Source organism: Mycobacterium sp. (assembly GCF_049673265.1).
GTDB lineage: Bacteria > Actinomycetota > Actinomycetes > Mycobacteriales > Mycobacteriaceae > Mycobacterium.
This window is the reverse complement of the sequence record NZ_JBATXN010000047.1, coordinates 1-13,060: the sequence shown is the minus strand read 5'-3', so window position 1 is coordinate 13,060 and position 13,060 is coordinate 1. Positions and strand designations below refer to the sequence as shown.

The following is a 13,060-nucleotide window of genomic DNA, read 5'->3' as shown; positions in this document are numbered from 1 at the left end:
GGTCGCCAACGACGGTGAGGCGTTGGCTCGCCAGACCGGCTTGCTCGACTTGCGCGGACGCCCGGTGCGGGGATTACCGGCCCAGGTCGTTGGCGGCAGCATCACCGACGCCGAAGCTGCTTGGCGGGGCGCGTTCTTGGCGCACGGTTCATTGACCGAACCGGGCCGCTCGTCGGCGCTCGAGGTCAGCTGTCCCGGCCCGGAAGCGGCGCTGGCCCTGGTCGGCGCGGCGCGCCGGCTTGGCATCAGCGCCAAAGCGCGGGAGGTGCGTGGCGCCGACCGGGTGGTGGTGCGCGACGGCGAGGCGATCGGGGCATTGCTGACCCGGATGGGCGCCCAGGACACCCGGTTGATCTGGGAGGAGCGGCGGATGCGCCGCGAGGTCCGGGCAACGGCCAATCGGTTGGCGAATTTCGACGACGCCAATCTGCGGCGCTCGGCTCGTGCCGCGGTGGCGGCGGCCGCTCGCGTCGAGCGTGCGCTGGAAATCCTTGGCGAGGGTGTGCCCGACCATCTTGCCGCGGCCGGCAAGCTGCGCATCGAACACCGCCAGGCCTCATTGGAGGAGTTGGGCAGGCTGGCCGATCCGCCGATGACGAAAGATGCTGTGGCCGGCCGTATTCGGCGTTTGCTGTCGATGGCTGACCGCAAGGCGAAAGTCGAAGGCATCCCGGACACCGAATCGGCAGTGACCCCGGACCTGTTGGAAGACGCCTAAGTCGCACGGTCGTACCTCGAGGTTTGACGGACTGAGTTGCAGAAGGGATAGCCGCTCAGACATCGAAATCGGGCGAAATAGCGGGAAATTGGAGATCCCGGGTATCTGAACGTCAGCGGCCGATCAAGCTGGCGACGCGTACCAGTCCGGCAGTCAGCGCTTCGATGCGGGTTGGGTCAGTAAGCCTGCCTTGCTGCCATGCCAGCAGGTCCTGGCCAGCGAGGCTCCAGGCCGGTATCCGCCCCGCGAGGTGCTCGGCGATGAGTGTCGGCCCGACCAGGGCACGGCTGGCCGGATCCTGGGTTTTCACCCGGAACTGTCGGTCGAAGTCCTCATCGCCGGTCGAGGCCGCGTTGTCGCCGACGAGCGCCCGCCCCATCCGGGATATTCCCCCGCGCGGCTGAACCGCTACGGGTGCATACGAGGACGCTAGCCGCACCACGGTGACGATGAAGTGGTGCGTGGTGGTGGTCGTCCCTCCGTCCCCCGTTGAGGTGGTGGTGGTGTAGGAATATTCGGCAACGCTGACCGGCCACCTGTCTACGGTGCCCGACAGGATCTGCGAAACTCCGCGGCGGTTGCGACCTGGCAGCCGGGAGCACCATTCGATGGGCCCGGGCCGCAGGGTAACTGTCCAGCCGCGACTGGCCGCCCACTGCGCGATCTGGGCTTGCCGCGCACGCTCCCGCTGCCGCGCCATCAACACAATCAGCACCACGAACGCAACGACGAAAATTGCAACAAGCAGCAGAACTGTTGTTTTCACTCCACCTCCTTCGACGTGCTGCCGATGTCCATCTCGGTCAGGACCCGTCGAACCAGCTTGCCGGTGGCATTGCGCGGCAACTCGTCGATGAACACCACATCTCGGGGGTGTTACGCAATCGCTTCACCGCGTTCGCCACCTAGGCGCCCGACTCACCTTCTGCCGGAATCCGCGCAGTGCGTCCGCCATCGAGCCTCCTCGACGCCATCCACCGCAGTATGAATGTAGCCCGCGATTGCCCGCCGATGATGATTATCCGAAATGGCCAATTCGGCGCGGAGGGTGTGCGTTAGCCAGCTCATAGTCGTAGTAGATCGTGTACTTCTTGGGCTGCTCCAGATCCAATTCGTTTCTTCCTGAGTTGGATCATCCGCGGGCCGACGGCGAAGCCCGGCGCGCCACAATTCGATGTTCATCGAGTATTGATTCTCTCGTGCAAGAGCGCTCGTTGAGCGGCGCGCGGATACCGCTCGGTGTTTCAGCCAGTTTGCAAGATCAACACGGCGACCGCGTGATGCCGATACATTATCCTCGCCAACTGGTTTCACACCCGGAGCGAGGCCATCATGGGATTCATCACACCGCAGCTTCCCGACGTCGATCCCGACAGCTGGGAGACTCTGCCGCGGGCTAACCGGTTGCAGATCGTGACCCGCCACTGGGTTGAGTACGGATTTGGCACGCCGTATGTGGCGTACCTTTTCTACTTGGTCAAGATCGCGATATACATCGCTGCGGCAGTTGCCATCATCTCGCTGACCCCTGGCCTAGGCGGTCTAGGCCACATCGGGCAATGGTGGACGCAGCCGATCGTGTACCAAAAGGTCGTCATTTTCACCCTGCTATTCGAGGTGCTTGGCCTGGGCTGCGGATCCGGCCCGCTCACCGGGCGGTTCACGCCACTGATCGGCGGATGCCTTTATTGGTTGCGGCCCAAGACAATTCGATTGCCGCCCTGGCCACAGCATATCCCGTTGACTGCTGGCGATACCCGCACTGTCGTCGATGTAGCGCTCTATGCCATCGTGCTGATCTCCGGTATTTGGGCGCTGCTGTCACCCGGTCAGGGAGGGCCCGTCACCCACGCCGGCGACGTCGGCTTGATCAACCCGCTGCTGGTGGTGCCGACAATCGTCGCGTTGGTGTTGGCGGGTTTGCGCGACAAAACCATCTTCCTGGCGGCGCGTGGCGAGCATTACTGGCTAACCCTGCTGGTCTTCTTCTTTCCGGTAACCGACCAGATCGCTGCCTTCAAGATCATCATGCTGGGGCTGTGGTGGGGAGCGGCGACCTCCAAACTCAACCACCACTTCCCGTATGTCGTTGCGGCAATGACGAGCAACAACGCGCTGCTTCGCAGCAGGGTGTTCAATCCGGTCAAGCGCAAGCTCTACCGCGACCCGGTCAATGACTTGCGGCCTTCCTGGATTCCGAAGCTGATGGCCCACGTCGGCGGCACCACAGCAGAATTCATTGTGCCGTTCGTATTGGTGTTCGTTGCCGATGGTCGCCCGTGGGCCTGGTACCTGATCGGGTTTATGGTGATATTCCATTTCAATATCCTGTCCAATCTTCCGATGGGCGTTCCGTTGGAGTGGAATGTGTTCTTCATCTTTTCGCTGTTTTACCTGTTCGGGCACTACGGCGCCATCCATGCCACAGACCTTCAGTCACCGCTACTTCTGGCTATCCTGCTGGCCGGGCTGGCCGTCGTCCCGATCGTGGGAAACCTTTTCCCACAGCAGATTTCCTTTCTGCCTGCGATGCGCTATTACGCTGGTAACTGGGCCAGCAGCGTCTGGTGCTTCCGGGGCGGTGTGGAGGACAGGATCGAAGCCAACGTCATCAAAAGTTCCGCCCTCACCATCAAACAAGCCGTCAAGCTTTACGGTTCAGCGGTTGCCGAATTGCAGATCGAGAAGGGTACGGCGTTTCGGTCCATGCATGTGCACGGCCGGGCACTCAACGGCTTGCTGCCCCGTGCGATCGACAACGAAGCTGACTACGCTATCCGCGAGGGAGAATTGGTCGCCGGCGCGCTGATTGGCTGGAACTTCGGCGAAGGCCACCTGCACAACGAGCAGCTGGTCGAGGCGGTACAGCGGCGTTGCCAGTTCGACGAGGGCGATCTCCGGGTGATAATCCTTGAAGGCCAGCCGATTCAGACGCAGCGGCAGTGGTATCGCATCGTCGACGCGAAGACCGGCCTGCTCGAAGAAGGCTACGTCACCGTCAAGGACATGCTGGCCCGCCAACCCTGGCCGGAGCCCAATGATGAGTTCCCCGTGCACATCACGAGTGGCCATACCACCGCTTCGCAATGACGCGCGCCGTCGACGATATACACAGCAGCGATGGGGTGGGGGCACCGCCCGCTTGCGGGGGAAAGCGGCGCTCATGACCTCCGCAGTGGTCGTCGGCGCCGGGCCCAACGGCTTGGCTGCCGCGATCCACTTGGCGCGCAACGGGTTCGACGTAGGCGTGCTTGAGGCCGCGGACACCATCGGGGGAGGAGCGCGGTCAGGAGAGCTGACCCTGCCAGGCGTCATTCACGATCACTGCTCGGCGGCTCATCCGCTGGGTGTGGGATCACCGTTCTGGGAAGAGATCGACCTCAAACGCTATGGGCTGACATGGAAGTGGGCGGAAGTCGACTGCGCGCACCCGCTCGATGACGGCACCGCCGGTGTGCAATACCAATCGATTCAGCAAACCTCGGCCGGCATGGGCACTGACAGCCGCCGCTGGCGGCTCGCGTTTGGCGACTTGGCCGCCGGCTTCGACGACTTGGGTCAGGACCTGTTGCGTCCGGTGCTCCACATTCCGCGCCACCCCATCCGGCTCGCCGCATTTGGGCCGCGCGCGGCATTGCCGGCCACATTGATCGCGCGGTGGTTTCGCACCGAGCAGGCGCGCGCTCTGTTCGGCGGCTGGGCCGCCCACGCGTTCACCCGGCTGGACCGGCCGCCGACCGGAGCGATGGGCCTGATGTTTTTGGCCGGCGGCCACCGCTATGGTTCGCCGGTCGCCGAAGGCGGGTCAGGCTCGATCATCGCCGCGATGGCCGCAGCGCTGCGCGCACACGGCGGCGCGATCACCACCGGCGCCACCGTCACCGGCCGCAACGACATTCCCGACGCCGACATCGTGATGCTGGACGTGAGCCCAGCCGCGGCCGCGCAGATCTACGGCGATCTCATGCCCGCCCGGATCAAGCGCTCTTATCAGCGCTACCGGCACGGCTCGTCGGCGTTCAAGGTCGATTTCGCCATCGAGGGCCACATCCCGTGGACCAACCCGGACTGCCGCCGTGCCGGCACCGTCCATGTGGGCGGCACTTTCGCCGAGATCGCGAACTCCGAACGGCAGCGAGCGGACGGCCAGATGTCGGAGCGGCCCTTCACCCTCGTCGGCCAGCAATACGTGGCCGACCCGTCCCGGTCGGCCGGCAACATCAACCCGATCTGGTCCTATGCGCATGTGCCGTTCGGCTACACCGGCGACGCCACCGCAGCGGTCGTCGACCAGATCGAGCGGTTCGCGCCCGGGTTCCGTGATCGCGTCGTCGCCACCGTCAGCAAGAGCACCGCTGAGCTCGAGGCCTACAACCCGAACTACATCGGCGGCGACATCCTGGGCGGCGCCAACGACCGGCTGCAGGCCGTGATCCGCCCCCGGATGGCGATCGATCCCTATTTCACCGGCGTGCCCGGCGTCTACCTGTGCTCGCAATCCACCCCGCCGGGTGCCGGTATCCACGGCCTGTGCGGCTACTACGCGGCCCAGGCGGCGTTACGCCGGCTCGGAGTGACCTGAAGCAGGCGAATTCGCTCCGCATTCTTGCAGCTACTAGGCTGGCGGCGAGCAATCGTCAGGAATTAAGGAGAGACAAGTGACGGTCCGGGTAGGCATCAACGGCTTCGGTCGAATCGGACGCAACTTCTACCGGGCCCTGCTTGCGCAGCAGGCAGAGGGGGCCAGCACCGACGTCGAGCTGGTCGCGGTCAACGACCTGACCGACAACGCGGCATTGGCGCATCTGCTCAAGTTCGACTCGATCTTGGGCCGGCTGCCCTACGACGTCAGCCTGGAGGGTGACGACACCATCGTCGTCGGCAACACCAAGATCAAGTCGCTGGCGATCAAGGAGGGCCCGGCGGCACTGCCCTGGGGCGATCTGGGCGCCGATGTCGTCGTCGAGTCCACCGGCATTTTCACCAACGCCGCCAAGGCGAAAGGCCACCTGGACGCCGGGGCGAAGAAGGTGATCATTTCCGCGCCCGCCACCGACCCCGACATCACGATCGTGCTCGGCGTCAACGACGACAAGTACGACGGCAGCCAGAAGATCATCTCCAACGCGTCATGCACGACGAACTGCCTTGCGCCGCTTGCCAAAGTGCTGCACGACGAATTCGGCATCGTCAAGGGTCTGATGACCACGATCCACGCATACACCCAGGACCAAAACCTCCAGGACGGACCGCACTCGGATTTGCGCCGCGCCCGCGCTGCCGCACTGAACATCGTCCCGACGTCGACGGGCGCCGCCAAGGCCATCGGCTTGGTGATGCCCGAGTTGAAGGGCAAGCTCGACGGCTACGCACTGCGGGTACCGATCCCGACCGGCTCGGTCACCGACCTGACCGCCGAGCTGTCCAAAGCGGCCAGCGCCGAGGAGATCAACTCGGCCTTCAAGGCCGCCGCGGAAGGCAAGCTCAAGGGGATCCTCAAGTACTACGACGCCCCGATCGTCTCCAGTGACATCGTCACCGACCCGCACAGCTCGATCTTCGACTCCGGGCTGACCAAGGTGATCGACAACCAGGCCAAGGTAGTGTCCTGGTACGACAACGAATGGGGCTACTCCAACCGCCTCGTCGATCTGGTCGCGCTGGTCGGCAAGTCGCTGTAGTCGTGAGCATTCCAACCCTTAACGACCTTCTCGCCCAAGGCGTTTCGGGTCGGGGTGTGCTGGTGCGTTCTGACTTGAACGTCCCGTTGGACAACGGCGAGATCACCGATGCCGGCCGCATTGTCGCCTCGGCGCCGACGCTGAAGGCGCTGGTCGATGCCGGGGCCAAGGTGGTGGTGACCGCACATCTCGGGCGACCCGAGGGCAAACCCGATGTGACTCTGTCGCTGGCGCCGGTCGCTGCGGCCCTCGGCGAGCAGCTGGGCCAGGACGTGCAGTTGGCCGAAGACGTCGTCGGCCGGGATGCGCGGGCCCGCGCGGAGCGTCTGACCGATGGGGATGTCCTGCTGCTGGAAAACATCCGCTTCGACCCCCGGGAAACCAGCAAGGACGACGGCGAGCGGCTCGCATTGGCTCGCGAGCTTGCCCAATTAGTTGGCGACACAGGTGCTTTCGTGTCCGACGGGTTCGGGGTGGTGCATCGCAAGCAAGCCTCGGTCTACGACATTGCCACGTTGCTGCCGCACTACGCCGGCAACCTGGTCGCCGACGAGGTCAGCGTGCTTGAGCGGCTGACCAGCTCGACGCGCCGGCCGTACGCGGTGGTGCTCGGAGGCTCGAAGGTATCGGACAAACTCGGCGTGATCGAACAGCTGGCCACCAGGGCAGACAGCATCGTTATCGGCGGCGGCATGTGCTTCACATTCCTTGCTGCACTTGGTCTTTCGGTGGGCACTTCGTTGCTGCAGACCGAGATGATCGACACCTGCCGTCGATTGCTCGACACCTATGCGGACGTTCTGCGCCTGCCGGTGGACATCGTGGTGGCCGACAAGTTCGCCGCCGATTCGCCCCCGCAGGTCGTCGCCGCCGATGCGATCCCGGACGACAAGATGGGATTGGACATCGGGCCGGGTTCGGTGACCCGGTTCAACTCGCTGCTGTCCAACGCCGAGACCATCTTCTGGAACGGCCCGATGGGCGTCTTCGAATTCCCGGCGTACGCCGCCGGCACCAAAGGTGTGGCCGAAGTAATCGCCGATGCGACCGCCAAGGGCGCGTTCAGCGTAGTCGGCGGCGGCGACTCCGCGGCGGCGGTGCGGGCGCTGGGCCTGCCAGAGGACGGCTTCTCGCACATCTCCACCGGCGGCGGGGCGTCGCTGGAATACCTTGAGGGCAAAGAGCTGCCCGGCTTAAAAGTACTGAGCACCTAAAAGCTAAGGATCGCGATGAGCCGCAAGCCGCTGATAGCCGGCAACTGGAAGATGAACCTCAACCACTTCGAGGCGATCGCGCTGGTTCAAAAGATCGCGTTCTCGCTGCCCGATAAGTACTACGACCGGGTCGACGTCTCGGTCCTTCCGCCGTTCACCGATCTGCGCAGCGTGCAGACCCTGGTGGACGGCGACAAGCTGCGGCTGACCTACGGCGCCCAGGATCTGTCGCAGTATGACTCCGGTGCCTACACCGGCGAGATCAGCGGCGCGTTTCTGGCCAAGCTGGGCTGCAGCTACGTCGTCGTCGGGCACTCCGAGCGGCGTACCTACCACAACGAGGACGACGCGCTGGTGGCCGCCAAAGCCGCTGCCGCACTCAAGCACGAGCTGACCCCGATCGTCTGCATCGGCGAGCACCTGGAAGTCCGGGAAGCCGGTGAGCACGTCGCGCACTGCCAAGAGCAGCTGCGCGGGTCGCTGGCCGGGCTCTCGGCCGAGCAGATCGGCAAGGTCGTCGTCGCCTACGAGCCGGTATGGGCGATCGGGACCGGCCGGGTCGCCAGCGCCACCGATGCCCAGGAAGTGTGCGCAGCGGTCCGCAAGGAGCTCGGCACGCTGGCCTCCACACAGATCGCCGAGACCGTCCGGGTGCTCTACGGCGGCTCGGTGAACGCCAAGAACATCGGCGACATCGTCGCCCAGGACGACGTCGACGGCGCCCTGGTCGGCGGCGCATCGCTGGACGGTGAACAATTCGCAACTCTGTCCGCCATCGCCGCCGGGGGACCGCTGCCGTAACCCGCTGGGGCCTTTGCAGTTGACGGTCGGCCGACGGGGCGCTTAGCTTAACGAAACCTGACAGAAATACAGGTTCGTTAAGTTTCGGTGATTGCGCAGCTAGAGTGCGCCGTAGGCAGCTCTACCACTCTCCGGGGGAGGCAACCAAATGTCACACAACGCCAAGGCGCGCCGGCGCCAGGTCATCCTGGGTGGGGCCGCCAGTGCGTTTGTTGCCGCGGCGGCAATGGCGACCGGGTCGGCGGTCACCGCAGCTCCTGCCAAGGCCGACATCGACGCCATCCTCGACCCGATCATCCAGCCACTCATGACCTCGTTGAGCGATGCGATCGCCGGGTTTGATCCCGCCGCTGCGGTGGATCTGACCAGCTGGACCGACAGCTTTCTGGCCAGCCTGAGTTCGCTCGATGCGGCGGCTGCGGTGCCGGCGGCTGCAGAACCTGCCGCGGCGGTTGCAGCGTCGTCGTCGTCGGGCCCCTCCGACATCCCACTGACTGTCGCGGAAGACACCGAGCCAACTGTGCAAGCCACGATTGAGGGGGCCAGCAACACGCTGCTCGTCGATACCGGATCCAGCGGCCTTGTCCTCCCTTGGGAAGACCTCGGGTCAAACCCCGTCTCGGCGTTCTTTAACCTCTTGCAGCTCGGCACGCCCACCGGCATCAGCGAGAGCGGCTACAGCGGCGGGGTGGACTACCTGTATCTGACCTACAACGACGCGACCGTCGATTACGGCAACGGAGCCCTCGACACTACGAATACCCCCATCGATGTCGAGTTCTTGTCCTGGCCGACATCGCTGAGCTCGCCGGCAAGCTTCGAAACGTTCCTTCAGGACGACCAGGTGACCGGCATCCTGGGCATCGGTGAACACACCGGGGGTCCGACCACCAGCCCATTCGAGAGTTACGGCGGTGTGCTCGTCGACATTCCCGACGGCAAGCTGGTCGTCGATTCCGCCAACCCGGGAGCCGTTATGTTGACGGTGCCCGGAAACCCGATCGCGGACCTCTTCGAATCGCTCAATGGGGGAACTCGGGTAGCGGTTTCCGACGATCTCGATTCCGGCGGTGTGTTCGGAACCATCCCGTCGTCGCTGGAATCCGGAAGTTCCGTGCCGACGGGATCAACCATCGACGTCTACACCAGTGCTTCCGGTGGCTCGTTGCTGTACTCCTACACCACGGGCCCTCTCGGCAGCTCGGGATATGACGGGCCGACGCCGGTATCCGGAAACGAAATAGACAGCGGCTTCCTGCCCTTCCTGCACCAACCGATCTACTTCAGCTACACCGGCGACAATATGAGCTTCGACATGCCAGGGAGCGTCCACTAACCTCCCGGGGAGCGCCGGTCTGAGCCGGCCGATCGTCGGCCGGTAAGGTGTTGGCCATGGAATTGGCCCTGCAGATCACCCTGGTGGTGACCAGCATCCTGGTGGTCTTATTGGTGCTGCTGCACCGCGCCAAGGGTGGCGGCCTGTCGACGCTGTTCGGCGGCGGCGTGCAGTCCAGCCTGTCGGGGTCGACGGTGGTGGAGAAGAACCTGGACCGGTTGACGTTGTTCGTCGTCGGCATCTGGCTGGTAGCCATCATCGGCATGGCGCTGCGGATCAAATACAACGCTTGAGCTAGAGCTCACGGGCGCCGGGGTTAGCGACGAGTGCGGTCGCGTACCGCGTTCACCACGTTCCGGAAAGCATGTTCGGTCAGCGAGAACGGCGACATCACCGTCTCGCCGACGCTGACCATGTAGTCGATGCGCTCGACGATGGCCTCCACGGGCGCGACGAGCGTGACCAACCGGCCCATCAGGTCGTCAATCCTGCCCAGCGTGGCCTCGAAGTGGTCAAGGCCGCCGTCGAGGCGGTCGACCGCTTCGTTCAAGTGGGAGAGCGAATTGTTGAGGTCCGTTAGGGTATCGCCCAGGCCGCCCAGCACGTCTTCCAGTTGGCCCACGGTGACGTCGGCGTTCATTGCTGCTTGGGTGAGCGTCTTGATCCGCTGTCGTGGTGGGCGGTTGCCGGCGCTTTTGTCTGCCATGACGCTAATTATTACCGGGTGGCGCGGAACCCCCGGCACCGAATCGGCATCTGACCGGATATGCGATTCAAATACTGCGACCAGTACCGGCCCGCCAAAACTGACGCCATCCGACGGCTGGCGGACTATGTGCGCGGCTATGCCGATCGGCAGGCCGAACGGGGCCGCTAACTCGGCAGCTTCGATGCCGCCTCGGCGTCGAGAAACCAGACTGTCTGCTCGCGGCCGACCGCACCGGCGGCCGGTATCGACACCGGGTCGGCGCCGCCAACCGCTGCGGCCACCGCGTCGGCTTTCTCCGCCCCGGACACCAACAACCAGACCTCGCGGGACCGCTGAATTGCAGGAAGCGTCAAGGTAATTCGTAGCGGCGGAGGCTTCGGTGAATCCTCGACCCCGACGACCAGCCGAGTGGTCTCGCGCACAGCCGCGGTATCCGGGAACAGCGAATTGATGTGGCCTTCGGGCCCCACGCCGAGCATATGAACATCGAAATTCGGTGCGGGATCGCCCGGTTCGGCGTTCGCAGCCAACAGTTGCTCGTAGGACAATGCCGCTGCGGCAAGATCACTACCGAATTCGCCGTCCCGCGCCGGCATAGCGTGCACGTTGCGCGCCGGGATATCGACGTGGCTCAGCAATGCTTCGCGGGCTTGTTTGTCGTTGCGTTCGTCGTCGTCTTCGGTGACGTAACGCTCGTCGCCCCAGAACACATGCACCGTGGCCCAGTCGATTCGTTCCGCCTGCGCGCCAAGATAACTCATAAGCCGGTTGCCGTTGCCGCCGCCGGTCAGCACGATGAGAGCCCGCCCGCGGGCGGCCACGGCCGCCTCGATGACGCTGATCAAACGCTCGCCTGCCGCAGCGGTCAGTGCGTCGCTGTCGGCGAATGTCTCAACGGCTGTACTCACATGTACTCCACTCGGTCGATACCTTCGAGCGCCGAAAAGTAGATCACGTCCGGGTCCAGTCGGCGCAGATCTTCAGCCAGGCATTCCTTGGCATCTCGGCGTGGCAACGGAACAAGCGCATCCGGCCGCGCAGTGCGGCTGATCGTCGCCGTCGCCCCCGTCTGCGGTCTGCTCAGGGTCACTGTCTCGCTGTTGCGCACCAGTTCGACTTTGAGCTCGCCGACCGCGCGTCGCACCGGACCGTCGATACGGCTGGCCAGCCAGCCCGCGAGGACGTCGAGTGCGGGCTCGGTCTTGAGCCCGGACACCAGGGCCGAGGTGATCGGCTCATGCGGTGGCAGGTCGATCGCCGAAGTCAGCAGCGCCCGCCAGTAGGTGATCCGGCTCCAGGCCAGGTCGGTGTCACCCGGCGTATAACCGGGCAGCCGGCTTTTGATCGCCGACAACGGGTCAGCTCCGTTGGTCGCGTCGGTGATACGCCGGATCGCCAACTGCCCCAACGGATCCTGAGCTGGTACGGCCGGCGCGATGTCCGGCCACCAAGCCACCACCGGGATATCGGGCAACAGGAAAGGTACGACGACGCTGCTGTTATGCCCGGCGAGTGGACCTGACAGCCGCAGCACCACCACCTCGCCGGCGCCGCTGTCACCGCCTACCCGCAGTTGCGCGTCCAAACGTGCTTCGAGGGCATCAGCGTCCCCAGTCATCACCACGATCACCCGGCTCGGGTGCTCGTGGCTCGCCGCGTTGGCCGCTTCGATGGATTCCTCAAGCACCGCTTCGCTGTCCGGCGCGATGACCAATGTCAACACTCGACCCAGCGTCACCGCGCCGGTCTTCTCGCGCAGCTCGTCGAGCTGCTTGCTGACCTCGTTGGTACTGGTGTCCGGCAGCTCGACAATCATGGCCGCCGCCATTCGCGACCGGTCCGGCGCAGCATCTCGAAGGATGACGCCGGTCCCCAGGTGCCCGCATCGTAGGGCTCGGGCTTGCCGTGTTCGGCCCAGTTATCTAGCACCGGATCCAGTATCTGCCAAGCTAATTCGACTTCCTCGTTGACCGGAAACAGTGACGGCTCGCCCAGCAGTACATCAAGGATCAGCCGCTCGTAGGCCTCGGGTGAATCCTCGGCGAACGCCGAGCCGTAGGAGAAATCCATGTTGACGTCACGCACTTCCATCGTGGTACCCGGCACCTTGGACCCGAATCGCAACGTCACCCCCTCATCCGGCTGCACCCGGATCACCAAGGCGTTGGCGCCGAGCTCATCGGTCATGGTTGCGTCGAACGGCAAATGCGGTGCCCGCTTGAAAACCAAGGCGATCTCGGTGACCCTGCGGCCCAGGCGTTTTCCGGTGCGCAGGTAAAACGGCACACCGGCCCAGCGTCGAGTATCCACCTCCAATGTGATGGCGGCGAACGTCTCGGTGCCGGACTCCTTCGAGAAGCCCTCCTCGTCGAGCAGACCAACCACGTGTTGTCCACCCTGCCAGCCGGCGCTGTACTGGCCGCGCGAACTGGTCTCATCCAGCGGCTGCGCAAGTTGGGTTGCCGAGAGCACCTTGATCTTCTCGGTCTGCAATTCCGACGGCTGAAAACTCACCGGCTCTTCCATTGCCATCAGCGCAAGTAGTTGCATCAGGTGGTTTTGGATCACGTCACGCGCCGCACCGATCCCGTCGTAATAGCC

Annotated in this window: 13 protein-coding genes; 8 read left to right on the top strand and 5 right to left on the bottom strand. The window is 64.4% G+C overall.

Going from position 1 to position 13,060, the window contains the following annotated elements; genetic code table 11:
- Positions 1–718, top strand: a 718-nt coding sequence (whiA, locus tag WBF82_RS01695; protein WP_424381374.1) for a DNA-binding protein WhiA, incomplete at its 5' end; no start/stop codon positions are given.
- A 112-nt stretch (positions 719–830) separates the two neighbouring features.
- On the opposite strand, the gene WBF82_RS01690 is transcribed toward whiA, so the two are convergent.
- Positions 831–1,484, bottom strand: a complete 654-nt coding sequence (locus WBF82_RS01690; protein WP_424381373.1) for a hypothetical protein — start codon at positions 1,482–1,484, stop codon at positions 831–833.
- Positions 1,485–2,050: 566 nt separating this feature from the next.
- Here WBF82_RS01690 and WBF82_RS01685 point away from each other — a divergent pair.
- The 7 genes from WBF82_RS01685 (at position 2,051) to secG (ending at position 10,043) form a co-directional block, all read left to right on the top strand.
- Positions 2,051–3,808, top strand: coding sequence for a DUF3556 domain-containing protein (locus WBF82_RS01685; protein WP_424381372.1), 1,758 nt, complete (start codon positions 2,051–2,053; stop codon positions 3,806–3,808).
- Between the two features lie 73 nt (positions 3,809–3,881).
- Positions 3,882–5,300, top strand: coding sequence for a phytoene desaturase family protein (locus WBF82_RS01680; RefSeq protein ID WP_424381371.1), 1,419 nt, complete (start codon positions 3,882–3,884; stop codon positions 5,298–5,300).
- A 76-nt stretch (positions 5,301–5,376) separates the two neighbouring features.
- A complete protein-coding gene (gene gap / locus WBF82_RS01675) occupies positions 5,377–6,399 on the top strand; it encodes a type I glyceraldehyde-3-phosphate dehydrogenase (protein WP_424381370.1) in 1,023 nt (340 codons plus the stop codon).
- A 2-nt stretch (positions 6,400–6,401) separates the two neighbouring features.
- Positions 6,402–7,613 (top strand): phosphoglycerate kinase, encoded by a 1,212-nt coding sequence (locus WBF82_RS01670; protein WP_424381369.1) that lies wholly within the window; start codon positions 6,402–6,404, stop codon positions 7,611–7,613.
- A gap of 15 nt (positions 7,614–7,628) precedes the next feature.
- Positions 7,629–8,414 (top strand): triose-phosphate isomerase, encoded by a 786-nt coding sequence (gene tpiA, locus WBF82_RS01665; RefSeq protein WP_424381368.1) that lies wholly within the window; start codon positions 7,629–7,631, stop codon positions 8,412–8,414.
- A 148-nt stretch (positions 8,415–8,562) separates the two neighbouring features.
- Positions 8,563–9,750: a PecA family PE domain-processing aspartic protease gene (locus WBF82_RS01660; protein WP_424381367.1), complete on the top strand. Its 1,188-nt coding sequence runs from the start codon at positions 8,563–8,565 to the stop codon at positions 9,748–9,750.
- A 56-nt stretch (positions 9,751–9,806) separates the two neighbouring features.
- A complete protein-coding gene (gene secG, locus WBF82_RS01655) occupies positions 9,807–10,043 on the top strand; it encodes a preprotein translocase subunit SecG (RefSeq protein ID WP_424381366.1) in 237 nt (78 codons plus the stop codon).
- A 23-nt stretch (positions 10,044–10,066) separates the two neighbouring features.
- On the opposite strand, the gene WBF82_RS01650 is transcribed toward secG, so the two are convergent.
- The 4 genes from WBF82_RS01650 to WBF82_RS01635 all read right to left on the bottom strand — a co-directional run.
- On the bottom strand, positions 10,067–10,465 hold the full coding sequence (locus WBF82_RS01650) for an ATPase (protein ID WP_424381375.1): 399 nt from the start codon (positions 10,463–10,465) through the stop codon (positions 10,067–10,069).
- A 158-nt stretch (positions 10,466–10,623) separates the two neighbouring features.
- Complete coding sequence (pgl, locus tag WBF82_RS01645; protein WP_424381365.1) at positions 10,624–11,367, bottom strand: 6-phosphogluconolactonase; 744 nt, start codon at positions 11,365–11,367, stop codon at positions 10,624–10,626.
- Positions 11,364–12,275, bottom strand: a complete 912-nt coding sequence (opcA, locus tag WBF82_RS01640; RefSeq protein WP_424381364.1) for a glucose-6-phosphate dehydrogenase assembly protein OpcA — start codon at positions 12,273–12,275, stop codon at positions 11,364–11,366. Before opcA ends, pgl begins: the two co-directional genes overlap by 4 nt.
- Positions 12,272–13,060: glucose-6-phosphate dehydrogenase (locus tag WBF82_RS01635; RefSeq protein WP_424381363.1), on the bottom strand; the 789-nt coding region annotated here is incomplete at its 5' end. The genes opcA and WBF82_RS01635, both read right to left, overlap by 4 nt.